We start from the raw sequence: 21,530 nt of genomic DNA on the forward strand, positions 1-21,530 counted from the left end.
CACCCAAAAAAATGCCCCGTATCGCAAGATACGGGGCATATTTGTTTCAGGCTCAATACTGGTTGGGTTCCATCTCCAACTCGACCTTGAAGCGTTCAGCAATATCCTGCTGGATACGCAATGCCAGGTTCGCAATGTCCTGTCCGGTGGCCGTGCCATAGTTGACCAGCACCAGCGCCTGCATCTTGTGCACGCCCGCATCGCCCTCCCGAAAGCCCTTCCAGCCGGCTTTGTCGATCAGCCAGCCGGCGGCGAGCTTCATCTGCCCATCGGCCTGGGGGTATGCCACGAGGTCCGGGTAGCGCGCTTGTAGCTCTGCGGCCAATGCCTGGGACACCAGCGGGTTCTTGAAGAAGCTGCCAGCGTTGCCAAGCACCGCCGGGTCGGGCAGTTTCTCGCGGCGAATGCTGCAGATCGCACGACTGACGTCACTGGCCGTGGCCTCGATGATCCCCTGCGCGGCCAGGCGCTGTTGCACTGGGCCGTAGTCGAGTTTCAGGTGCTGGGTTCGGCTGAGGGCAAAACGCACTCGCAAGATCAGCCAGCGCCCGGTCTCGTGCTTGAACAGGCTGTCGCGGTAGGCGAAGTTGCATTCGTCCAGACTGAACTCCCGTAGTTCGCCGGTATGACGATCCAGGGCCGTCAGGCCGGCAAATACGTCCTTGATCTCCACGCCGTAGGCGCCGATGTTCTGCATCGGGGCCGCACCGACGGTGCCAGGGATCAGGCTGAGATTTTCCAGGCCGCAAAAACCCTGCTCCAGGGTCCACAGCACAAAGGGGTGCCAGACCTCCCCGGCCTCGGCTTCCACCACCACGTGCACACCGTCATCGTGCAACACCCGGATACCCTGGGTCGCCATACGCAAGACCAAGGCAGGAATGTCGCGGGTCAACAGCAAGTTGCTGCCGCCACCGATCACCAGCAACGGCACCGCGTGCGCGCCAGCATAGGCCAGTGCTTCACGGACATCCGCATCGCTGCGGGCTTCGGCAAACAGTTGCGCACGCACATCAATGCCGAAGCTGTTGAATGGCTTGAGCGATACCTGCGCAAGCACTTGCAAGGTCATAACCGCCCCTTTAATTCAATGACCAATAAATCGCAGGCTCGCTCGATCAGGTCCAGGACCCGTTCAAACCCTTGTTCGCCTTCATAGTAAGGATCCGGTACTTCATCGACCTCGGCGCCATACCGGCGCAGGAACAAATCCACTTGCGCCCTGCCCTGGCCCGGTTGCAACAGGTTGAGGTTGCGCAGGTTGCTGTGGTCCATGGCCAGGATCAAGTCATAACGCTCAAAGTCGGCGCGTGAAACCTGCTGGGCACGCTGGGCCGACAAGTCATAACCCCGTGCCAACGCCGCGCGCTGGCTACGCTGGTCAGGGGGATTGCCCACATGCCAGTGGCCAGTACCGGCCGATGCCACCTCAACCTGCCCTGCCAGCCCCGCTTCGCGCAATTTGTGGCGCAGTACGCCTTCGGCAGTCGGCGAGCGGCAGATATTGCCCAGGCAGACAAACAGAACTTCCATCACGCCCCCAGCAGGCGACGGACGCGCTCAAGATCTTCAGGGGTATCGACACCAGCAGGCGGTGCTTCCAGGGCATCGCCCACATGGATGCGCACGCCATGCCAAAGAGCACGCAGTTGCTCCAGGGACTCGGTGTTTTCCAGCCAGCACGGGCCCCAATTGACGAAGTCATGCAGGAAACCGGCACGGTAGGCGTAAATGCCAATGTGGCGACGGTACGGCACGCCCTGCGGCAATACATCCGGCTGCCGGGCGAAGGCGTCGCGTGCCCAGGGCAAGGTCGAACGGCTGAAGGTCAGTGCCAGGCCATTGATATCGCTGACCACTTTCACCACGTTCGGATTGAACAGGGTGTCGATGTCTTCAATGGGTTCGGCAAGGGTGGCCATGCGGGCTTCGCCATGGGCTGCCAGGTTGGCCGCCACCTGGTCGATCACACTGGGCGGAATCAACGGCTCATCACCTTGCACGTTGACCACGATGGCATCGGGCGCAAGGCCAAGCTGCGTGGCCACTTCGGCCAGGCGGTCGGTGCCGGAGTTATGGTCTTCGCGGGTCAACACCGCTTCGGCGCCAAAGCCTTGGCAGGCCGCGATGATACGCGGGTCGTCGGTCGCCACCACCACGCGTTCGGCGCTGCTTTTACTGGCCTGTTCCCATACCAGCTGGATCATCGGTTTGTTGCCGATCATTTGCAGCGGCTTGCCCGGCAGGCGGGTCGATGCATAACGCGAAGGAATGACAACGGTAAAGGCAGTGGTCATTTATCCAGGCGCTCATCGGTCGTCAGGGTGCGGGCTTCGCTTTCCAGCATGACCGGGATGCCATCACGGATCGGGTAAGCCAGGCCAGCACCTTTGCTGATCAGCTCGGTTTTGTCGGCGCTGAGCTTGAGCGGGCCTTTGCAGATCGGGCAAGCGAGGATGTCGAGCAATTTGGTGTCCATGAAGGTTTCCTGGAAAGAAGCGTTTTAAGGCAAGAGACGGTCGGGCAGCAGGCGCATCAGTTGCGTGTCGAACCAGGCGACAAACGCCGGCGACGGCGCCGCATCCACCGCAAGGTACCACCAGTCAGGCTGGGCAAAGGCGCGGCACTTCACCGCGTCCTTTTCGGTCATGACCAGCGGCAATGACGGCGTAAAATTCAAAACCTCGGCGCTATAGGGCGCGTGGTCGGCAAATGCATGGGGTATCGGCTGCCAGTGTAGCGTTTCAAGGGTATTGAAGAAACGTTGCGGATTGCCGATGCCGGCGACCGCGTGCACCGCCTGGCCCGGCGGAAAATAATCGATCGGCTGGCGTTCGCCTGTATTCAGGTTGATCAACGTGGTGGGCATCAGGCGGAAGGCAAAGCCGTCGTCACGATCCGCCACGGCGCCGTTGTAAAGCAACGCATCCACCCCCTGCAGACGCTCCACGGGCTCGCGTAACGGCCCGGCAGGCAGGCAACGGCGGTTGCCAAGCCCCCGCGCAGCATCGATCAAAACCAGCTCCAGGTCGCGGGCCAGGCGGTAATGTTGCATTCCATCGTCTGAAAGGATCAGGTCCAGGGTTTCACTGGCCAGTAACGCCTTCACGGCGCGACTGCGATCAGGGTCGATCATCAACGGGACGCCGCACCGCTGCACGATCAACAACGGTTCGTCACCCGCCACCTCGGCGCTGTGGCCGGCGTCGACCCGCCAAGGCAATTGCGGCGGTTTGGCACCGTATCCACGACTGACGACCCCCACGCGCAAACCACTGCGCCGACAGTGCTCGATCAGCCACAGGATCAACGGCGTCTTGCCCGTGCCGCCCACGGTGATATTACCGACCACCACCACCGGCACCGGTGATTGGTAGATGTCGCCCTCACCCGCCAGGAACCGTGCACGCTTGCGCTGCACCACTCGGCGATACAAGGACTCCAGCGGCCGCAACAGCGCGAGAGCCGGATGGCCCTCGTACCAGGCCTTGAGCAATCGATCGGATAAAGGCATCAGGGTGCGCTCGCCGCCTCGACGGTGGACATGCGCAAATGGCTGAAGCCCAATTTGCCGGCAGCATCCATCGCTGTGATCACCGCTTGATGCTGGGTCTTGCCATCGGCACTGATCGACAGCGGCATCGTGGTGTCGCCACCGGACTCCTTCTGCAAGGCTTCCATCAGGCTGTTGAGGTCGTTCTTTTCCAGCACCTGGTTATTCACCGAAAACACCCCATCGGCGCTGATGGCGATATCCAGTTGCTTGACCTGCTGATCTTCGGCCGGCGAGCCGCTGACCGCTTCCGGCAGATCGACCCGCAGCTCGGTCTGCCGGGTGAAAGTGGTGGTGACGACAAAAAACAGCAGCAGGATAAACACCACGTCGATCAGCGACGCGAGGTTGATATCGACATTTTCCCGTTGCTTGCGGCGAAATTTCACGCTTTGCCCTCAACCAGGTCCACATCGCGGTCGCCCTGCACCACTTCCACCAGCTTGATGGCTTCCTGCTCCATGCCGACCACCAGTTCATCGATGCGCCGTTGCAGGAAGCGGTGGAAAAACACCGATGGAATACCGACCATCAGGCCCGCTGCCGTGGTGATCAACGCCTTGGAAATACCACCGGCCAACACCGCGGCGTTGGTGGTCATGCCCGAGCCCATGAACGAGCTGAAGATGTCGATCATACCCAGCACCGTCCCCAGCAAGCCGAGCAACGGCGCCATCGCGGCAATCGTACCGAGGGCATTGATGTAGCGCTCCAACTCATGAATGACCCGGGCAGCGGCTTCTTCGATGCACTCTTTCATGATCTCGCGACCATGCTTGGAGTTGGCAAGGCCGGCGGCGAGGATTTCCCCCAGGGGCGAGTTGGCGCGCAGCTCCTTGAGTTTTTCCTTGTCGAGTTGCTTGTTCTTGATCCAGCCCCAGACCTGCCCCAGCAAGTGCTCGGGGGTGACGCGGCTGGCGCGCAAGGTCCACAGGCGTTCAGCAACGATGCCGAGTGCGGCGATGGAGCTCAGAATGATCGGCAACATCATCCAGCCACCGGATTTGACCAATTCCCACACAGTGAATGTCCCCTCGAAAAAGTGCGCCACTTTACCATATAGGTTCAGCGGCGGGGTTCGTCGCCCCGCGACCCGTCCGTCGCAGGTGCCGGTCGTTGATAACACTGGGCTAAGGTAACGGTTCGCGCCAGAAACGGCGTTGACTGCGCGCAACCACCGGTGGCTTGAAGGCGCCCAATTGCACACGCACCGCGCCCTGTTCGGCGCTGTCGTAGACCCGACTGCCCATGGCCCGATAACGTTCCATTACCGACGCATGAGGGTGGCCGAATGCATTGCCCCACCCTCGGGAGATCAGTACCGACTTGGGTGCCAGCCGTTGCACGAAAGGCCAGGAGGAAGAACTGCGGCTGCCATGATGGGGGGCTTGCAGCCAGTCGGTGGGCGTCGCCAGCGGCGTGTCGAGAAAAGCCCGTTCTGCCGCACGGTCGATATCGCCGGTGAGCAGCATGCGCTCACCATTGGCCTGTACCTGTAACACACATGACCTGGGGTTACCGTCGAGCGCACCCGGCCATTGCCATAACGCGAACGACACACCGTCCCACACCCATGCCTCGCCGCTGATACAGGGCTGAGCCGCGAGAACATCCGGCAACCCTTCGGTCTCGCCACCCACTACCCGGCCGACGGGCAGCCCCTCGGCCACCGCGACCGCACCGCCGGCATGGTCGGCGTCGGCATGGCTGAGCAACATCATGTCCAACCGCTCGACCCCGAGTTTCTTCAGCGATGGCAAGACCACTCGCGCCCCTGAATCAATTATCCCGGATCGAGGGCCGGCATCGTAGAGCAAGCTGTGATGACGGGTGCGCAGAATCAATGCCTGGCCCTGGCCGACGTCCAGTTGCACCACGTCAACCTGCCCATGGGGCACCGGGTCCCTGGGAGGAAACACTGCCAACAGAAGCATCGGCCAACCCAGCAAGCGGAACGGCACGCCCTTGGGCAGCAGCAATACCACGGTACCCACGAGGCTCACCAGCCAATACCCCAACGGCACTTCGGCCGGTATCCAGGCGGGCACGCGCGCAGCCAACAGTGTCAAACCCTGGAACAGTCCATCCAGTGCCCCACCGGCCAGCCACAGCAGGTTCTCCCCGACAAATGGCACCCCTAGCAGCGCAGTGCCCAGCAGCGCCAGGGGCAAAACCACCAGGCTGACCCACGGTACGGCAAACAGGTTGGCGACCGGCGCGCTGAGGCTGATGGGCAGGCCGAGCACCAGCAACACCGGAAACAACCCGAGGGCGATCAGCCATTGGGGCCGGGTCCATGCCTGCCAGACGCTCCAGGGCCCCAGACGTGCACCGAAGGCCAGCACCAGCACCGCAACCGCGGCAAACGACAACCAGAACCCCGGCTGCAGGCTGGACAAGGGCTCGAACACCAGCACCGCATTGAATGCCAGCAACAACGGCCACCAGCCGCCCAAATGCCGGAAGCGCAGGCGCCACAGCAACACCAGGGCGACCATCATGCAGGCCCGCTGCACCGGCACACCCAACCCGGCGAGCAGGCCATAACCCAGCGCGGCGGCAAACGCCAAACCGCATGCCCATGGCAGCCACGGCAGCGCATGGGGCCAGCCACCATAGCGCGCCAACCCGGCCACCAGGCCGTAAATCAACCCTGCCAGCAAACCGATATGCTGGCCGGAAATCACCAGCAGGTGCACGGTCCCGGTGTCCTGCAGCACCCGCCAATCCTGCGCATCCAAGCCGGAACCGTCCCCCAGCACCAACGCCGTCACGGCGCCTTGGCGATTTTGCATGTCCACACTCATCAGCCGCTGGCGCAGGCGATCGCGCCACGCATCGCGAGCCGGCGCCAGGCGCTGGCCGTCCTTGACAGACGCAATGGCGCCAATGCGCTGGGCCAGCAACCACGCCTCATAGTCAAAACCGTGAAAGTTGAGCAGGCCGGACGGTCGCTTGAGCGTCACCGCCAGGCGCCAGCGTTCGCCACTGCGTACCGCCGGGCCACCGTGCCAGGACACCCGGATACGCTTGGGCAAACGCGCATGGCGCGACCGACTGTCGCTGAGTTCGAAGCGCACGCCGCTGCTCGTCTGCTGCGGCAGCCCGGTGACACGGCCCTCGACCCAGCGGGTCTGCCCGTCCAGCGCGGGTAGCAATCGATCATTCAGCGCCCACTGCGCGCTGATGCAAGCCCAGCTCAGGCCCAGCAGAAAGAACGCCAGTGGATAGCTGCGCCACGGCAATAACATCAAGGCCAGCACCAGCATCGCCAACACCCCGCCGACCGGTGGCAGTGCCGGCAACCAGCGCAACGTCAGCAAACCGAGTGCGAGCGCGAACATCCCTGTTCTCATGGATCATCCTTTTCCAGTGATCCACTCAGTCTTAGCTGGGTGTCCGGCGCAGCCTATGATGTTTTGTCACAAAGTCTGAATTTTCTGTTTATAGAATGCGCGCATACTTGCCCCTCGAATTGACCGGGACCCCTTATGCCACGGCGCTTATTCAAACGGTACATGCCCGATCCCAGTAGTATCAGGGAACACAAGTCCTTACGATTTCTCGGCACGTTGCTGCATGACCCCAACCTCTGGCACCTGAACCGACACTCCGTCGCACGTGCCATGGCGGTTGGCCTGTTTGCCGCGTTTATTCCGATTCCCTTTCAGATGCTGTTGGCGGCCGCCCTGTCCATCAGCGTGCGCGCGAATATGCCGATCGCTGTCAGCCTGGTGTGGCTGACCAACCCGATCACCATGCCGTTTGTATTTGTCGGTACTTACCTGACAGGCGCCTGGCTGATGAACGTGCCGCCACGCAGCCTGCCCGATAACCTGACCTGGGAATGGATCAGCGGCCAGCTCAGCACGCTGTGGCAGCCGTTTCTGTTGGGTTCAGTCGTGTGCGGGCTGTTGTTGGGAGCTCTGGCCTATTGCCTGACGATGCTGTACTGGCGCTGGTGGGTTGGCCACCAGTGGAAAAAGCGCAAACAGCGACGCACCTGAAGGCTAGCGGGCCAGCAGGCGCAGATGTACACGCAGGCCCTGCTCGGTATTTTCCGCCCATAAACGCCCGCCCTGGCGCTGCACGGCGTTGCGGGCGATGCTCAAGCCAAGGCCGAAACCGCCGTCGCCAGGGCGTGAGCCCTCCAGACGGGTAAAGGGCGCAAAGATCCGCTCCACGTCTTGCTCATCAATGCCGCCGCCCTGGTCTTCCAGCCAGAGATGCCAGTAGTCTCCTTCGCGATAGCCATCCAGTTGCACCACCCCGTGGGCAGGCGAATGTCGTATCGCGTTGCGCAGGATATTTTCCAACGCTTGGGCCAGTGCATTCAGGTTGCCGCGCACCCAGCAGTCATCCACCAGGCGGCATGGCAAGCGCGATGCCGGCCAAGCGCTTTCATAGCAGGCGTTTTCGCGCAGCATGTCCCACAACGCCTGGATCTGGATATCTTCGTTGGGCAACGGCGTGCGCTCACTGTCCAGCCAAGCCAGTTGCAGGCTGTCTTCCACCAGGCGCTGCATGCCGTCGATTTCGCGGCTTAACCGCTCACGCAGTTGCGCCAGGTCTTGTTCACTGTCGCAGGCTACGCGCAGGCGGCTCAAGGGTGTGCGTAGCTCGTGGGACATATCGCGCAGTAACTGTTGTTGTATCACCACAGTGCCCTGCAAGCGCTCGGACATATGATCAAAGGCCCGGCTCAACTCGCCCAGCTCATCCTGGCGACTGGTGGCGTCGCGGGACATGCGCGTATTCAACTGGTCAGCACGCCAGGCGTTAGCCTGCTCACGCAATTGATTAAGGGGCATGATCAGCAGCCGATAGAGGCCCACGCACAACAGCAAGGTAAACAAACCGGGGATCACGCCATTGGTCAACACCCGCCAGAGCAGCTGATAACGCCCGGGCATGAAGCGTTGCGGCAGCTCGATCACCAACGAGCCTGCGCCGGGGTCCACCGGAAACGGAATCTTGAGCCAGGGCAGCCCTTTGACATGTCGGCTGACCGGCCACTCCAGGCCCCGCAGAAACGTCAGGCGCTGGCTCTCCTTGTCGCTCAAGGGTGTGCTGCTCAGGGACTGCAAATCCTTGCCGATCACACCGATCCAGGTGGTCTCGCGCGTGGCCATCAGTTGCAGCCACGCGTCGACACCGGCATGGCCTTGCGTCTTCCAGGCCAATTCGGCACCCGCCGCGTAACCCCGCAGGACCTCGCGGGACTCTTCAGCCACATTGGCGCTCTGCTCCTCCAGATACTGGCCCCAGGACCAACTGAGCCAGATCATCAGCAAACAGAAGGCGATCAACAGGCAGGCGAGCTTCCAGAACAGCGAGTGCTTGCCGGGCAAGCGTTCAAAGCCCTTCATCAGCACCGCTTAATACGTAGCCCTTGCCCCAAACGGTGCGCACTTCACGCTCGCTGTAGCCAATTGCCTTGAGCTTGCGACGAATCTGGCTGATATGCATGTCCAGGCTGCGATCGTGCGGGGCATAGCCGCGCTGTAGCACATGCTGGTAAAGGAAAGCCTTGCTGAGCACCTCTTCGGTATTACGGTGCAGGGTTTCCAGCAGGCGGTACTCACTGCGCGTCAGCCCGCCCCATTGCTCCCGGTGAAAGACATCGCACTGTTCATCGTCAAAGCGCAGGGTCTGCACGTCTTCACGCGCTGGTATCAGGGCCGGCTGCGGGCGCCGGTCCAGGGCGACCCGGCGCAGGATCGCCTCGATGCGCACGCGCAACTCGATCATGCTGAACGGCTTGGGCAGGTAGTCGTCGGCTCCCAGGCGAAAGCCGCTGATGCGATCCGCCTCGGCGCCCAGGGCCGACATCAGGATGACGGGCACCGCATGGCTCTGGCGCAAATGCGTGAGGATCGACAAACCGTCCAGGCCCGGCAGCAGGATGTCCATCAACACCACATCGAACGCCTGGTCACGGGCCATCTGCAAACCTTGCCGGCCATTCCGGCACCACGTCACCTGGAAACCGCAACGTCCCAAGTGCTCATGCACATAGGCGCCCAATACAGGGTCATCTTCGATGGTCAGGATACTGGGTGGGCCAACGGCTGCGGGATTCATTAGCGTCTGCAAGTCATTCTCAATGACTGATTATTCAAGATTAAACGGTGCCAGGCAATCGCCAGCCGGCGACGAATGGCCCGAAGATTGCCCTCTGTCATTAATTTACGAGAATCCACCCGGCGCAAATGGCTACACTGCGCAGGTGGCGCGGGCCGGATGCCTGCGTGAATGATTGATATCAATGTGGTAGCAGGAGAGTGGCGTGCTTAGAAAAATGGGGATCAAAGGCCGCGTACTGTTGCTGACCTTATTACCGACCAGCCTGATGGCCTTGTTGTTGGGAGGCTATTTCACCTGGATGCAACTGTCGGAACTGCAGACCCAGTTGTTGCAACGCGGCGAGATGATCGCCGAGCAATTGGCGCCGCTGGTGGCACCACCCCTGAGCAGCAAAAACACTGATCTGCTGGAACGCATCGCCACCCAATCCCTGGAACAACCGGACGTGCGCACCGTGTCGTTCCTTGCACCGGACCGCTCATCCCTGGCCCACGCCGGCCCGACCATGCTCAATCAGCCACCTATTGGCAACAGCTCGCACCTGTTGCAGCGCACCGGCAACGACGCCACGCGCTACCTGCTGCCGGTGTTCGGCCGCCATCGCAACCTCGCCGGCGAACTGATCCCAGATGAATCCGACCGCCTGCTGGGCTGGGTCGAGGTGGAACTGTCCCACAACGGCATGTTGCTGCGCGGCTATCGCAGCCTGTTCGCCAGCTTGCTGTTGATCGCCATCGGCCTGATCTGCACCGCCGCCCTGGCACTGCGCATCAGCCGCACGATCAATTCACCCATCAGCCAGATCAAACTGGCCGTGGCCCAACTCAAGGACGGCAACCTCGAAACCCGCTTGCCACCGTTGGGCAGCCAGGAACTGGACCAGTTGGCCTCAGGCATCAACCGTATGGCCGAAACCCTGCAAAATGCCCAGGAAGAACTGCAACACAGCATCGACCAGGCCACCGAAGACGTGCGCCAGAACCTGGAGACCATCGAGATCCAGAACATCGAACTGGACCTGGCGCGCAAGGAGGCCCTGGAAGCCAGCCGCATCAAATCGGAGTTCCTGGCCAACATGAGCCATGAGATCCGCACCCCGCTCAATGGCATCCTGGGTTTCACCCACCTGTTGCAGAAAAGCGAGATGTCGCCACGCCAGCTGGATTACCTGGGCACCATCGAAAAATCCGCCGACAACCTGTTGGGCATCATCAACGAGATCCTCGATTTCTCGAAGATCGAGGCCGGCAAGTTGGTGCTCGACAGCGTGCCCTTCAACCTGCGGGACTTGCTGCAAGACACCCTGACCATCCTCGCGCCTGCCGCCCATGCCAAGCAGTTGGAACTGGTCAGCCTGGTGTACCGCGACACGCCATTGGCGTTGGTCGGCGACCCGCTGCGCCTCAAGCAGATCCTGACCAACCTGGTCAGCAACGCGATCAAGTTCACTCGCGAAGGCACCATTGTCGCCCGGGCGATGATCGAGGACGAACAGGAAGACAGCGTACAACTGCGCATCAGCGTGCAAGACACCGGCATCGGCCTGTCCAACCAGGATGTACGCGCACTGTTCCAGGCATTCAGCCAGGCCGACAACTCGCTGTCGCGCCAGCCAGGAGGCACCGGATTGGGGCTGGTGATTTCCAAGCGCCTGATCGAACAGATGGGTGGTGAAATCGGCGTTGACAGCACGCCGGGTGAGGGTTCGGAGTTCTGGATCAGCCTGAACCTGCCCAAGACCCGCGACGACGTTGAAGACCTGCCCGCCGCGCCATTGCTCGGTCGCCGGGTGGCCGTACTGGAAAATCACGAGCTGGCGCGCCAGGCCCTGCAACATCAGCTGGAAGACTGCGGGCTTGAAGTCACGCCGTTCAACTCCCTGGAGAACCTCACCAACGGCATTACCAGCGCGCATCAGACCGAGCAGGCCATTGACCTGGCGGTACTCGGCGTCACCGCCAATGACATCCCTCCCGAACGCCTCAACCAGCACCTGTGGGACCTCGAACACCTGGGCTGCAAAGTGCTGGTGCTGTGCCCGACCACCGAGCAGATGCTATTCAACCAGTCGGTGCCCAACCCCAATAGCCAATTGCAGGCCAAGCCTGCCTGTACGCGCAAGCTGCGCCGGGCGCTCGCCGACCTGATCAGCCCGCGCCCATCGCGCAGTGAACCGGGTGAACCGCTGTCCAGCCGAGCACCGCGTGTGCTGTGCGTGGATGACAACCCGGCGAACCTGTTGCTGGTGCAAACCTTGCTGGAAGACATGGGCGCCAAGGTGCTGGCAGTGGAAAGCGGTTACGCCGCCATCGATGCGGTGAAACAGGAAACTTTCGATCTGGTGCTGATGGACGTACAAATGCCCGGCATGGACGGCCGCCAGAGCACCGAGGCGATTCGCCAGTGGGAAAGCGAGCGCCACGGTACGCCATTGCCGGTGGTCGCCCTCACCGCCCACGCCATGGCCAATGAAAAACGCGCCCTGCTGCAAAGTGGCATGGACGATTACCTGACCAAACCCATCAGCGAACGGCAACTGGCCCAGGTGGTGTTGAAGTGGACCGGCCTGGCCCTGCGCAACCAGGGGCCGGAGCGCGCCCCTGACGGCTTGGCCCCCGGCGTGCGACTGCAAGTGCTGGACCACGAGGAAGGCTTGCGCCTGGCCGCCAACAAAGCCGATCTGGCCGCCGATATGCTGGCCATGTTGCTGGCGTCGCTGGAAGCCGACCGCCAGGCCATCACCGCCGCCCGCGAAGCCAATGACAACAACGCCTTGATCGAGCGCGTTCACCGCCTGCACGGCGCCACGCGCTATTGCGGTGTGCCGCAACTACGTGCCGCCTGCCAGCGCGCCGAAACCCTGCTCAAGCAGGACGACGCCAAGGCCATGACCGCACTCGACGAGCTGGACATGGCAATTGCCCGCCTGGCCAGTGAAGCGCGGGTCAGCGCCTGATTGACAGGAACCCGTATGGGAGGCATTTCCAACTCGCAAATGACAGGGAGCTCCATTTGATGCGCGTCATTCTTTTCAGCAGCCAGCACTACGACCGCGACAGTTTTCTCGGTGAGCCGCTGCCCGCCGGCGTTGAGCTGCACTTCCAGCCCGCCCGCCTCAACCTCGACACTGTGGCCCTGGCCGAGCATCACGAGGTGGTGTGTGCCTTCATCAACGATGACCTCAGCGCCCCGGTGCTGGAACACTTGGCCAACGGCGGTACGCGCCTGATCGCCCTGCGTTCGGCCGGCTACAACCATGTCGACCTGGCCGCCGCCAAGCGCCTGGGACTGGCCATCGTCCGCGTCCCGGCCTATTCGCCCCACGCGGTGGCCGAGCATGCGGTGGCGTTGATCCTGGCCCTCAACCGCCGTTTGCATCGTGCTTACAACCGCACCCGCGACGGTGATTTCAGCCTGCACGGGCTGACCGGTTTCGACCTCGTCGGCAAGACCGTCGGCGTCGTCGGCACCGGGCAGATCGGCGCGGCATTCGCCAGGATCATGGCCGGTTTCGGCTGCCGGCTGGTGGCCTACGACCCCTTCCCCAACCCCCAGGTGCAGGCCCTTGGCGCCCGCTACACGAGCCTGCCGGAGTTGCTGGCCGAGGCGCAGATCATCAGCCTGCACTGCCCGCTCACCCACGACAGCCAACACCTGATCAACGCACGGTCCCTGGCCCTGATGCAGCCGGGTGCGATGCTGATCAATACCGGGCGCGGGGGGCTGGTCGACACACCGGCACTGATCGATGCACTCAAGCAGGGGCAACTCGGTTATTTGGGGCTGGATGTGTACGAGGAAGAAGCCCAGCTATTCTTCGAAGACCGCTCCGACCTGCCCTTGCAAGACGATGTGCTTGCACGCCTGCTGACCTTTCCCAATGTGATCATCACCGCCCACCAGGCGTTCCTGACGCGCGAAGCGTTGGCGGCGATTGCCGGCACGACGCTGGCTAACATCGCTGCCTGGGCCGAGGGTCTGCCACAGAACCTGGTGGAGGGCTGATCAGCGGTCACATACCAGGCTCATGATAGGCCGGCACCCGTGATAGGATGCCGCGCCTAATTGGAGGACCCATGGCCGAACACGATTTCCGCTTCAGCTTGCTGAGCCCGCAACACACCCTGATCGAATGCCGTGCCCTGGTGCCGGGCCGTTATCAGGTCACCGGCAACGGTGGTTCGATCAAGCATGGCGACGTACTGATCGTCACCCTGCGCGGCAGTAAAACCCTGTCGATGCGCCTGACCGTCGAAGGTGACGCGCGCTATTCCATCCGCCCGGCGGGCCAATGGGTCGCCATGGCCCAGGGGCCGAAATTCGGCGAGCTGGAGATTCACACCTGGAAGGTCAACTGCGACAGCTGCGAGAGCGTGCTGGAGTTCGAATTTGCAGTGGAAACCAAGCTGACCAAAGAGCCACTCCCCCAGGCCGCCAACGCGCGCATCAAGGAATTGGGCTGGGCCGGCGAAGGCGACAAGCACCGCTGCCCGAAATGCCAGCAGGCCGCACAATGAAAGCCCCGCTGCTGCTTGCCGCCATCGGCATCGGCCTGGGCGGCTGCGCCAGCGACACGGCGAAGCTGGAGCAGGATCACAGCTACGTGGTGGAGTGGATTGGTGAGCGGCCCTTGATGGACTACGCGCACCTGACCGTGACTCTGGGTGCCGATGGTCGCGCCTATGGCAATGGTGGCTGCAACCACTGGTTTGCGCCGTACACCGTCGATGGCCAGAAACTCAGTTTCGGCAAGCTCGGCAGCACCCGCAAGCTCTGCGCCGAGGCCTTGATGGAGCAGGAACACCGCTTCTTCCAGGCCCTGCAAGGCGTTGAGCGCTGGGATATCTCGCCGATCGAACAGACCCGCTTCTGGCCGGCCGAGGGCAAGCCGATCCGCCTGTGGCTGGAAGAAGGCTGATCCGCCGATCTGTGGACTGATGAGACCCAATTGTGGGAGGGGGCTTGCTCCCGATAGCGATGTGCCAGTCAATACATCAGTTGACTGACACACCGCCATCGGCAGCAAGTCGAATCATCACAGCGGCCCACACTTGCCCTGAGTCGTCGCTTTACCCGCGCAAAGCCTTGAGCTTGGCCAGCACCCCCTCTGCCGTCTGCTCGCCCATCAACTGTTCACGCACCTTGCCCTTGTCATCGATGATGTAGGTCACCGGCAATGCCTCGCTGCGCGGGATATCGAAGATCCCTTCCGGGTTCTGCGCCAGGACGGTGAACTTGATCCCCAGCTTCTCGCTGGCCGCCTTGAGTTCCTCACCCTGCACATTGTCGAAATTGACCCCGAACACCCCCACATTCTGCGCTTTCAACTGCTCGGCCAAGGCATTGAGCTGCGGGATTTCCGTGCGGCACGGGCCACACCATTCAGCCCAGTAGTTGACCACCACCCACTGCTTGTCCAGACGTTCGGCCGCCACCTTCTGGCCGTATTGGTCAACGCCATAGTCATTGCCGCAGCCACTGAGCAGCAGGGTTGTGATGATCGCCAATGCACCGATCAGTCGCCTAGTCATGGGGTAATCCTTCGTAAAATGAACATTGTCTGCGACCGATCGCCTCTTACGGTTTAAGAGCGAGCCGCAGCGCAGGTAGAATACCCGCCACCTTACGCAAGATGCGACCCGCACATGACCGATCTGACGCTTTATCACAACCCGCGCTGCTCGAAATCCCGCGGTGCGCTCGAACTGCTGGAGGCTCGCGGCCTCGCCCCGACCGTCGTGCGCTACCTGGAAACCCCGCTGGACGCCGCGCAACTGAAGGCTCTGCTGAGCAAGCTCGGCATCAGCGCACGCCAATTGCTGCGCACCGGTGAAGACGAATACAAAACGCTCAACCTGGCCGACGCCGGCCTCAGCGAAACGCAATTGATCGCCGCCATCGCCGCACACCCGAAGCTGATGGAACGCCCGATCCTGGAGACCGCCGACAAAGCCATCATCGGTCGCCCGCCGGAGAACGTATTGGAGATCCTGCCGTGACGACTCCGTATGTGCTGGTGCTGTATTACAGCCGCAATGGCTCGGTCAGCGAGATGGCCCGGCAAATTGCCCGGGGCATCGAGCAAGCCGGCCTGGAGGCGCGCCTGCGCACGGTGCCGGCGATCTCTACCGAGTGCGAAGCCGTAGCGCCGAGCATCCCGGATGAAGGCGCGCTGTATGCCAGCCTCGATGACCTGAAAAACTGCTCGGGCCTGGCCCTGGGCAGCCCGACCCGCTTCGGCAACATGGCCGCGCCGCTCAAGTATTTCCTCGACGGCACCAGCAACCTGTGGCTGACCGGCGCCCTCGTCGGCAAACCCGCTGGGGTGTTCACCTCCACCGCCAGCCTGCACGGCGGCCAGGAGACCACGCTGATGTCGATGCTGCTGCCCTTGCTGCATCACGGCATGCTGATCACCGGCCTGCCCTACAGCGAACAGGCGCTGCTCGATACCCAGGGCGGCGGCACACCGTATGGCGCCAGCCACCATGCGGGGCCGGATGGCAAGCGCATGCTTGATCAACATGAAATCACGCTGTGCCGCGCCCTGGGCCTGCGCCTGGCAAACACCGCCTTGCTGCTGGAGAACGGCCGTGGCCAGAAAGCCTAAGGTCCTGCCGTCGCAAGCGTGGCTGGAACCTCGGGTCAAGGTGGCACGGGCGCTGAGCCTGCTGGCATTCCTGGGTCTGGTGGGATTGCTGTGCGTGTACTACCTGTTCGTTGCCGACCTGCATGGCGCCCGTCCCTGGGTGATCCTGCTGATCGAGTTGGTGCCGTTGCTGGTACTGGCGCCGGGGATGCTGCTGGGCAGTGCCCGTGGGCATTCGTGGATGTGCTTTGTGGTAAACCTGTATTTCATCAAGGGCGCGCTGGCCGCGTATGACCCGAACCGGCAAGTGTTCGGGGTGCTGGAGATGCTGGCGAGCCTGGCGGTGTTTTGCACCGCCCTGCTCTATGTGCGCTGGCGGCATCAGCTCGATCGGCGCTACACACTCAATGATTGACGGTGTAGGCCAACATCATCGACAACTGGCACATCGGCCGCCCGCTTTCGGCATGCCACTGGTTGAACGCAGCCTGCACCGCCGCCAGGTCGCGCAGGCTGGTCGGTGCCTTGTCGACGATCTTCTGCGCATTTAAAGCCGCCACCACGTCATCGCTCGGCACAAAGGTATCCTTGCCCACCATGCGCAAAAAGCGCGGTGCCGACAGGCCGCCCAGTTGGTGGCCGTGCTTGCTCAGGTACTTCCACAACCCAACGATGTCGGTCACCGGCCAGTCGGCGATGAATGCGCCGAAGCTGCCCTTCTCCTGCTCGATGTCGAGGATCATCTGCGCATTGCGCGGCACACTTTTGAGTTTACCCAGGTGACGGATGATGCGCGTGTCCTGCATCAAACGCTCCAGGTGTTCGGCGCCCATCAGCACGACCTTTTCCGGGTCGAAGCCAAAAAACACCTGCTCGAAGGCCGGCCACTTGGCGTCCACCACACTGTGTTTCAAGCCCGCGCGAAACACGCGCAGCGCCAGGGTCGACAGGTAACGGTCATCACTGATCTTGCGCAATTGCGCCGCGGTCTTGGGCACCGGCAGGTGGGCGTCCAGCTTGGCCGCTGAACCGAAGCGGTTCAGACAATATTCGTGCAGCCACTTGTAATCGCGCATGCCCTCTCCTGGCAATCGAATTGAAAACGGCGCCCGTGAGCGCCGTGTGTCAGAGCGTTGAAATGGCTCAGAGGTTCACTACATTGACGAAGCGCGAAGCCGCCGTCTCGTCGATCGTCAGGCTGGTGAAGTCGAACAGGCTGCGGTCGGCCAATTGCGACGGGATCACGTTCTGCAGGCTGCGGAAGATGCTTTCGGTTCGGCCAGGGGTCTTGCGTTCCCAGTCCACCAGCATTTCCTTGACCACCTGACGCTGCAGGTTCTCCTGGGAACCGCACAGGTTGCACGGGATGATCGGGAATTGCTTGAGGTCGGAGTAGGCCTGGATGTCCTTCTCGCTGCAGTACGCCAGCGGACGGATCACCACGTTGCGCCCATCATCGGCGCGCAGCTTGGGCGGCATGGCCTTGAGCGAGCCGTTGAAAAACATGTTGAGGAAGAAGGTTTCGACGATGTCATCACGGTGATGACCCAGGGCCATCTTGGTCGCGCCAATCTCATCGGCAAAGGTGTAGAGCGTGCCACGGCGCAGGCGCGAGCACAGCGAACAGGTGGTCTTGCCTTCCGGGATCAACTCCTTGACCACCGAGTAGGTGTCTTTTTCCACGATGTGGTACTCGACGCCCAACTCTTTGAGATAGGCCGGCAGTACGTGCTCCGGGAAACCCGGTTGTTTCTGGTCCATATTGACGGCGACGATCTCGAACTTGATCGGAGCGACCTTCTGCAGGTGCAACAGCACGTCGAGCATGGTGTAGCTGTCTTTGCCGCCGGAGAGGCAAACCATGACCTTGTCGCCGTCCTCGATCATGTTGAAATCGGTGACCGCTTCACCGGCCAGGCGACGCAGGCGTTTTTGCAGTTTGTTCTGGTTGACTGTAAGAGTGCCCATGGCGCTTGGATCCGCTAGAAGTGTGTGACGAAAAGCGCAGCATTTTACCGATGTCGAGTGCCGACATTCAATGTGGGAGCGGGCCGCGTTCCTATCAACAGACCCCGCCGCGATTAGGGCCAATGTTTACAGTGCGATTTGCTCTAAAGCCTTACAGTTTTTCGGGTCATCACTTCCTATACTGCGACTTGAGGTCGCATATCTATCCAGACCTTTGAGGCCATCTGGCCCGTAGGCGCTCCGATGGGGGGCGATGGTAATAACGACAGGAGTGACTGGCATGATCCATCACGTCGTGGGGCTGTTTACCCATCCCGACCAGGAATGGCGGGAAATCCGTGGCGATAAGGAAGAAAGCATCGGCCACATGTACCTCACTCACACCCTGATTCTCGCGGCGATCCCCGCCGTTTCCGCCTTTATCGGCACTACCCAGGTTGGCTGGGTCATCGGCAGCCGCGCGCCGGTGATGCTGACCCAGGAAAGCGCGCTCTGGATGACGATCATGTCGTACGCAGCCATGCTCGGCGGCGTGGCGGTAATGGGCGCGTTCATTCACTGGATGGCCCGCACCTATGACGCCAGCCCCAGCATGTCACGCTGCGTGGCCTTTGCGACCTACACCGCGACACCGCTGTTTATCGGCGGGTTGGCGGCGCTCTATCCGCATATGTGGTTGGGCATGATGGTGGGCACGGCAGCCATTTGCTACACGGTTTACCTGCTGTATGTGGGATTGCCGACCTTCATGAACATCGACCCGGATGAGGGTTTCCTGTTCTCCAGTTCGGTGCTGGCCGTGGGGCTGGTAGTCCTGGTGGCGATCATGGCGTTTACCGTGATCGTCTGGGGCCTGGGCGTCGGCCCGATTTATACCAACTGACCCGCTTATCGACCTGGGCAAGGCCACCGCAAGGTGGCTTTGTGCTTTATGCGTGACCATTCGGCGCCTGACAGATTCGGAAACACCCAGCTTTGCGGCATACTGGGCGTCTCTGGAGATATGTACAGCATGCCCGAGCAACTCAATACCCGCGTCGAAGAGTGTTTCCTGCTAGCCGAATCCTTTTTCAAACGAAGTTTCAAACGCCCCCAGGTCAGCCTCAAGCTGCGGGGCCAGAAAGCCGGTGTCGCGCATTTGCACGAGAACCTGCTGCGTTTCAACCCCCAGTTGTACCGAGAAAACAGCCAACACTTCCTGAAACAGACTGTGGCCCACGAAGTCGCGCACCTGATCGCCCACCAGTTGTTTGGCGAGCGCATCCAACCCCATGGCGAAGAATGGCAATTGATCATGCGCGGGGTTTACGAACTGCCGCCGGATCGTTGCCACACCTATGCCGTGAAGCGCCGGCAAGTCACCCGCTATATCTACCGATGCCCGTGTGCCGACAGTGACTTTCCGTTTTCGCCACAGCGCCACGGCATGGTGGCCCAGGGCAGGCGGTATCTGTGTCGGCGGTGTCGGCAGACCCTGGTGTTCACCGGGGAAACTCGGGTGGAGTGAGGGCCTCATCGGGAGCAAGCCCCCTCCCACATTTTGACCGCGCCGCCTGTCAACTGTGGGAGGGGGCTTGCTCCCGATAGCGCCCGTTCAGGCACTACCCAACCACGTTGGCACCCCGCAACTCGGCTATCCGCTGCGCACTGATCCCCAGCTCCGTCAGCACCTCGTCACTATGGGCACCGACCGCCACCCCGATATGTCGAGGTGCCGGCAAGCCCTCTGAAAATTTCAACGGGCAGGCGATTTGCGCCTGGGTCGAGCCATCGGCCCTTGGCACCTGGCACACCAGCTCACGGGCTTTCAACTGCGGATGCTGCACCGCCTCACTCAAGCTGAGCACAGGCTCCACACAGGCATCCACCCCGGCAAACAACTCACACAGCTCATCGAAGCTGCGCTTCTCGAACTCGATCTGCAGCGCCAGCTTTAGGGCCTTTTGCTGCTCCGGCCTGGGTAACAGGCCCTGGGCCGCCAGCTCCGGCCGTCCCAAGGCCACGCATAATTGCTGCATAAACCCCGGTTCCAGGCTGCCGACCGACATCCAGCGCCCATCTCGCGTGCGGTAGTAGTCGTAAAAGCTGCCGCCATTGAGCACATGATTCTCGCGCCCCGGTTCCACCCCACAGGCCAGGTAGCCCGCACCGGCCATGGCGTTCAGGCTGAACGAACAGTCGGTCATGCTCACATCCAGATGCTGGCCGACGCCGCTCTGCTGTCGAGCGACGACCGCCGCCAGCAGCCCGACCACCGCGTGCAGCGAACCCCCAGCCACATCCGCCAACTGCACGCCCAGCGGCACTGGCCCGCTGTCCTGGCGCCCGGTATGACTGGCCACGCCCGCCAACGCGAGGTAGTTGATATCGTGCCCGGCGCGGTCCTTGTAGGGGCCGGTTTGGCCGTAGCCGGTGATCGATACGTAAATCAGCCGAGGGTTGATCGCCTTCAGCGCCTCGTAGCCCAAGCCCAGGCGCGCCATCACCCCTGGGCGGAACTGTTCGACGAGGATGTCGTAGTCCTTGACCAGTTCACGCACGATCTCCAGTGCTTCGGCGCGTTTCAGGTCCAACGCGAGGCTGCGCTTATTGCGGTTGAGGTACGCATGGCTCGCCGAGGTCCCCTGATCATGGGGCGGCAGCACGCGTAACAGGTCCTTGCGCGTGGACGACTCGATGCGCAGCACTTCAGCGCCCATGTCCGCCAGCATCAGCGAAGCAAAGGGGCCAGGCAGCAAGGTGGAAAAATCCAGCACTTTGAGGGACGCCAAGGGACCAGACATGGAGACTCCGTTTGCACTTCGAATGCCCCTAGACTAGGCAGCCTTGCGCCTACCGGCAATCGCCGGAACGATCAGCGACGGTGACCGTTTTGATCACGGCGGGCTTTTTCGCGGCGGCGGCTTTATCATTGGCCCACGTTTGCTGGCAGAGTGTCCCATGAAGTTCGCGATAGCGCTGTTTTCCGCCGCCCATGCGCCCTCCTCACGCCGCGCCTTGCTGTTCGCTCAGGCGGCGCTGGCGGCCGGGCATGAGATCGTGCGGCTGTTTTTTTATCAGGATGGCGTCTATAGCGCCTCCAACAACGTGGTTGCGCCCCAGGATGAGCAAGACATTGCGCGCCAGTGGCGCGAATTCGTCAGCGCGCACCAGCTCGACGGCGTGGTGTGCATTGCCGCCGCCTTGCGCCGTGGCGTGCTCAACAGTGAAGAGGCCACGCGCTACCAACGCAGTGCCGTGAACCTGGAGGCACCGTGGGCACTCTCGGGCCTGGGGCAATTGCACGACGCCGCCCAGGCGGCCGACCGCCTGATCTGCTTTGGAGGGCCATGA

25 protein-coding genes are annotated in these 21,530 nt (G+C 62.0%); 11 read left to right on the forward strand and 14 right to left on the reverse strand.

From position 1 onward, the window contains the following. Positions 1-52: 52 nt before the first annotated feature. From murB to C9383_RS24805, 8 genes are all read right to left on the reverse strand, one after another. Positions 53-1,072, reverse strand: a complete 1,020-nt coding sequence (gene murB / locus C9383_RS24770; protein ID WP_090370303.1) for a UDP-N-acetylmuramate dehydrogenase — start codon at positions 1,070-1,072, stop codon at positions 53-55. After that, positions 1,069-1,533 (reverse strand): low molecular weight protein-tyrosine-phosphatase, encoded by a 465-nt coding sequence (locus C9383_RS24775; protein WP_060755620.1) that lies wholly within the window; start codon positions 1,531-1,533, stop codon positions 1,069-1,071. Before C9383_RS24775 ends, murB begins: the two co-directional genes overlap by 4 nt. Next, entirely contained in the window at positions 1,533-2,297 is a 765-nt protein-coding gene (kdsB, locus tag C9383_RS24780) for a 3-deoxy-manno-octulosonate cytidylyltransferase (RefSeq protein WP_090370301.1), read from the reverse strand. Before kdsB ends, C9383_RS24775 begins: the two co-directional genes overlap by 1 nt. Next, positions 2,294-2,479 (reverse strand): Trm112 family protein, encoded by a 186-nt coding sequence (locus C9383_RS24785; protein WP_003174668.1) that lies wholly within the window; start codon positions 2,477-2,479, stop codon positions 2,294-2,296. The genes kdsB and C9383_RS24785 overlap by 4 nt, the downstream gene beginning before the upstream one ends. Before the next feature lie 24 nt (positions 2,480-2,503). Further along, entirely contained in the window at positions 2,504-3,514 is a 1,011-nt protein-coding gene (gene lpxK / locus C9383_RS24790) for a tetraacyldisaccharide 4'-kinase (RefSeq protein ID WP_090370299.1), read from the reverse strand. Further along, a complete protein-coding gene (locus C9383_RS24795) occupies positions 3,514-3,942 on the reverse strand; it encodes an ExbD/TolR family protein (RefSeq protein WP_060755623.1) in 429 nt (142 codons plus the stop codon). Before C9383_RS24795 ends, lpxK begins: the two co-directional genes overlap by 1 nt. Beyond that, on the reverse strand, positions 3,939-4,574 hold the full coding sequence (locus C9383_RS24800; protein WP_090370297.1) for a MotA/TolQ/ExbB proton channel family protein: 636 nt from the start codon (positions 4,572-4,574) through the stop codon (positions 3,939-3,941). Before C9383_RS24800 ends, C9383_RS24795 begins: the two co-directional genes overlap by 4 nt. A 109-nt stretch (positions 4,575-4,683) precedes the next feature. Beyond that, the gene (locus C9383_RS24805) at positions 4,684-6,909 is read right to left on the reverse strand and encodes a DNA internalization-related competence protein ComEC/Rec2 (RefSeq protein WP_090370295.1); all 2,226 of its coding nucleotides are present in this window, start codon (positions 6,907-6,909) and stop codon (positions 4,684-4,686) included. A gap of 135 nt (positions 6,910-7,044) precedes the next feature. Here C9383_RS24805 and C9383_RS24810 point away from each other — a divergent pair, with 135 nt between their 5' ends. Beyond that, the gene (locus tag C9383_RS24810) at positions 7,045-7,560 is read left to right on the forward strand and encodes a DUF2062 domain-containing protein (RefSeq protein ID WP_090370293.1); all 516 of its coding nucleotides are present in this window, start codon (positions 7,045-7,047) and stop codon (positions 7,558-7,560) included. A gap of 3 nt (positions 7,561-7,563) precedes the next feature. Here C9383_RS24810 and C9383_RS24815 read toward each other — a convergent pair whose 3' ends face one another. Together C9383_RS24815 and C9383_RS24820 are read right to left on the reverse strand one after the other, a co-directional pair. Then, a complete protein-coding gene (locus C9383_RS24815) occupies positions 7,564-8,922 on the reverse strand; it encodes a sensor histidine kinase (protein WP_090370291.1) in 1,359 nt (452 codons plus the stop codon). Further along, positions 8,909-9,637 (reverse strand): response regulator transcription factor, encoded by a 729-nt coding sequence (locus C9383_RS24820; RefSeq protein ID WP_090370289.1) that lies wholly within the window; start codon positions 9,635-9,637, stop codon positions 8,909-8,911. Before C9383_RS24820 ends, C9383_RS24815 begins: the two co-directional genes overlap by 14 nt. Before the next feature lie 205 nt (positions 9,638-9,842). Here C9383_RS24820 and C9383_RS24825 point away from each other — a divergent pair, with 205 nt between their 5' ends. The 4 genes from C9383_RS24825 to C9383_RS24840 all read left to right on the forward strand — a co-directional run bounded on the left by C9383_RS24825 (position 9,843) and on the right by C9383_RS24840 (position 14,558). After that, positions 9,843-12,596, forward strand: coding sequence for a response regulator (locus C9383_RS24825; protein ID WP_060755629.1), 2,754 nt, complete (start codon positions 9,843-9,845; stop codon positions 12,594-12,596). 59 nt (positions 12,597-12,655) lie between these two features. Continuing rightward, complete coding sequence (locus C9383_RS24830) at positions 12,656-13,645, forward strand: 2-hydroxyacid dehydrogenase (protein ID WP_090370287.1); 990 nt, start codon at positions 12,656-12,658, stop codon at positions 13,643-13,645. A 71-nt stretch (positions 13,646-13,716) separates the two neighbouring features. Then, complete coding sequence (locus C9383_RS24835) at positions 13,717-14,157, forward strand: hypothetical protein (RefSeq protein ID WP_060755631.1); 441 nt, start codon at positions 13,717-13,719, stop codon at positions 14,155-14,157. Beyond that, the gene (locus tag C9383_RS24840; RefSeq protein WP_060755632.1) at positions 14,154-14,558 is read left to right on the forward strand and encodes an META domain-containing protein; all 405 of its coding nucleotides are present in this window, start codon (positions 14,154-14,156) and stop codon (positions 14,556-14,558) included. The genes C9383_RS24835 and C9383_RS24840 overlap by 4 nt, the downstream gene beginning before the upstream one ends. A gap of 151 nt (positions 14,559-14,709) precedes the next feature. Here the strand turns inward: C9383_RS24840 and C9383_RS24845 are convergent, their stop codons facing one another. Further along, positions 14,710-15,171: a TlpA disulfide reductase family protein gene (locus C9383_RS24845; protein WP_060755633.1), complete on the reverse strand. Its 462-nt coding sequence runs from the start codon at positions 15,169-15,171 to the stop codon at positions 14,710-14,712. Positions 15,172-15,285: 114 nt separating this feature from the next. On the opposite strand from C9383_RS24845, the gene arsC reads away from it, so the two are divergent. From arsC to C9383_RS24860, 3 genes are read left to right on the forward strand one after another with little or no spacing between them, the layout of a single operon-like run. Then, positions 15,286-15,639 carry an arsenate reductase (glutaredoxin) gene (gene arsC, locus C9383_RS24850; protein WP_060755634.1) on the forward strand — a complete coding sequence of 118 codons (354 nt, stop codon included), beginning with the start codon at positions 15,286-15,288 and terminating at the stop codon, positions 15,637-15,639. Next, positions 15,636-16,250, forward strand: coding sequence for an NAD(P)H:quinone oxidoreductase (gene wrbA, locus C9383_RS24855; protein WP_060755635.1), 615 nt, complete (start codon positions 15,636-15,638; stop codon positions 16,248-16,250). Before arsC ends, wrbA begins: the two co-directional genes overlap by 4 nt. Beyond that, a complete protein-coding gene (locus C9383_RS24860) occupies positions 16,234-16,644 on the forward strand; it encodes a DUF2069 domain-containing protein (protein ID WP_090370285.1) in 411 nt (136 codons plus the stop codon). The genes wrbA and C9383_RS24860 overlap by 17 nt, the downstream gene beginning before the upstream one ends. Here the strand turns inward: C9383_RS24860 and C9383_RS24865 are convergent. Both C9383_RS24865 and ttcA read right to left on the reverse strand, forming a co-directional pair. Continuing rightward, complete coding sequence (locus C9383_RS24865) at positions 16,634-17,305, reverse strand: DNA-3-methyladenine glycosylase I (protein ID WP_060755637.1); 672 nt, start codon at positions 17,303-17,305, stop codon at positions 16,634-16,636. The genes C9383_RS24860 and C9383_RS24865 overlap by 11 nt on opposite strands. A 67-nt stretch (positions 17,306-17,372) precedes the next feature. Then, positions 17,373-18,197: a tRNA 2-thiocytidine(32) synthetase TtcA gene (gene ttcA, locus C9383_RS24870; protein WP_060755638.1), complete on the reverse strand. Its 825-nt coding sequence runs from the start codon at positions 18,195-18,197 to the stop codon at positions 17,373-17,375. A 280-nt stretch (positions 18,198-18,477) separates the two neighbouring features. Here ttcA and C9383_RS24875 point away from each other — a divergent pair, with 280 nt between their 5' ends. Together C9383_RS24875 and C9383_RS24880 are read left to right on the forward strand one after the other, a co-directional pair. Continuing rightward, positions 18,478-19,080, forward strand: a complete 603-nt coding sequence (locus C9383_RS24875; RefSeq protein ID WP_090370282.1) for a Yip1 family protein — start codon at positions 18,478-18,480, stop codon at positions 19,078-19,080. A gap of 129 nt (positions 19,081-19,209) precedes the next feature. After that, positions 19,210-19,704: a SprT family zinc-dependent metalloprotease gene (locus C9383_RS24880; RefSeq protein WP_010567929.1), complete on the forward strand. Its 495-nt coding sequence runs from the start codon at positions 19,210-19,212 to the stop codon at positions 19,702-19,704. A 94-nt stretch (positions 19,705-19,798) separates the two neighbouring features. On the opposite strand, the gene C9383_RS24885 is transcribed toward C9383_RS24880, so the two are convergent. Next, positions 19,799-20,980: a CaiB/BaiF CoA transferase family protein gene (locus tag C9383_RS24885; RefSeq protein ID WP_090370280.1), complete on the reverse strand. Its 1,182-nt coding sequence runs from the start codon at positions 20,978-20,980 to the stop codon at positions 19,799-19,801. Between the two features lie 157 nt (positions 20,981-21,137). On the opposite strand from C9383_RS24885, the gene tusD reads away from it, so the two are divergent. Then, positions 21,138-21,530 (forward strand): sulfurtransferase complex subunit TusD, encoded by a 393-nt coding sequence (gene tusD / locus C9383_RS24890; protein WP_060755641.1) that lies wholly within the window; start codon positions 21,138-21,140, stop codon positions 21,528-21,530.

Origin of the sequence: Pseudomonas palleroniana, from assembly GCF_003031675.1 — a bacterium.
GTDB classification, from domain to species: Bacteria; Pseudomonadota; Gammaproteobacteria; order Pseudomonadales; family Pseudomonadaceae; genus Aquipseudomonas; species Aquipseudomonas palleroniana.

Coding starts and splice junctions, on each gene's coding strand:
- murB (WP_090370303.1), bottom strand. CDS start 1,072: ATGACCTTGCAAGTGCTTGCGCAGGTATCGCTCAAGCCATTCAACAGC.
- C9383_RS24775 (WP_060755620.1), bottom strand. CDS start 1,533: ATGGAAGTTCTGTTTGTCTGCCTGGGCAATATCTGCCGCTCGCCGACT.
- kdsB (WP_090370301.1), bottom strand. CDS start 2,297: ATGACCACTGCCTTTACCGTTGTCATTCCTTCGCGTTATGCATCGACC.
- C9383_RS24785 (WP_003174668.1), bottom strand. CDS start 2,479: ATGGACACCAAATTGCTCGACATCCTCGCTTGCCCGATCTGCAAAGGC.
- lpxK (WP_090370299.1), bottom strand. CDS start 3,514: ATGCCTTTATCCGATCGATTGCTCAAGGCCTGGTACGAGGGCCATCCG.
- C9383_RS24805 (WP_090370295.1), bottom strand. CDS start 6,909: ATGAGAACAGGGATGTTCGCGCTCGCACTCGGTTTGCTGACGTTGCGC.
- C9383_RS24810 (WP_090370293.1), top strand. CDS start 7,045: ATGCCACGGCGCTTATTCAAACGGTACATGCCCGATCCCAGTAGTATC.
- C9383_RS24815 (WP_090370291.1), bottom strand. CDS start 8,922: ATGAAGGGCTTTGAACGCTTGCCCGGCAAGCACTCGCTGTTCTGGAAG.
- C9383_RS24820 (WP_090370289.1), bottom strand. CDS start 9,637: ATGAATCCCGCAGCCGTTGGCCCACCCAGTATCCTGACCATCGAAGAT.
- C9383_RS24830 (WP_090370287.1), top strand. CDS start 12,656: ATGCGCGTCATTCTTTTCAGCAGCCAGCACTACGACCGCGACAGTTTT.
- C9383_RS24835 (WP_060755631.1), top strand. CDS start 13,717: ATGGCCGAACACGATTTCCGCTTCAGCTTGCTGAGCCCGCAACACACC.
- C9383_RS24840 (WP_060755632.1), top strand. CDS start 14,154: ATGAAAGCCCCGCTGCTGCTTGCCGCCATCGGCATCGGCCTGGGCGGC.
- C9383_RS24845 (WP_060755633.1), bottom strand. CDS start 15,171: ATGACTAGGCGACTGATCGGTGCATTGGCGATCATCACAACCCTGCTG.
- arsC (WP_060755634.1), top strand. CDS start 15,286: ATGACCGATCTGACGCTTTATCACAACCCGCGCTGCTCGAAATCCCGC.
- C9383_RS24865 (WP_060755637.1), bottom strand. CDS start 17,305: ATGCGCGATTACAAGTGGCTGCACGAATATTGTCTGAACCGCTTCGGT.
- ttcA (WP_060755638.1), bottom strand. CDS start 18,197: ATGGGCACTCTTACAGTCAACCAGAACAAACTGCAAAAACGCCTGCGT.
- C9383_RS24875 (WP_090370282.1), top strand. CDS start 18,478: ATGATCCATCACGTCGTGGGGCTGTTTACCCATCCCGACCAGGAATGG.
- C9383_RS24880 (WP_010567929.1), top strand. CDS start 19,210: ATGCCCGAGCAACTCAATACCCGCGTCGAAGAGTGTTTCCTGCTAGCC.
- C9383_RS24885 (WP_090370280.1), bottom strand. CDS start 20,980: ATGTCTGGTCCCTTGGCGTCCCTCAAAGTGCTGGATTTTTCCACCTTG.
- tusD (WP_060755641.1), top strand. CDS start 21,138: ATGAAGTTCGCGATAGCGCTGTTTTCCGCCGCCCATGCGCCCTCCTCA.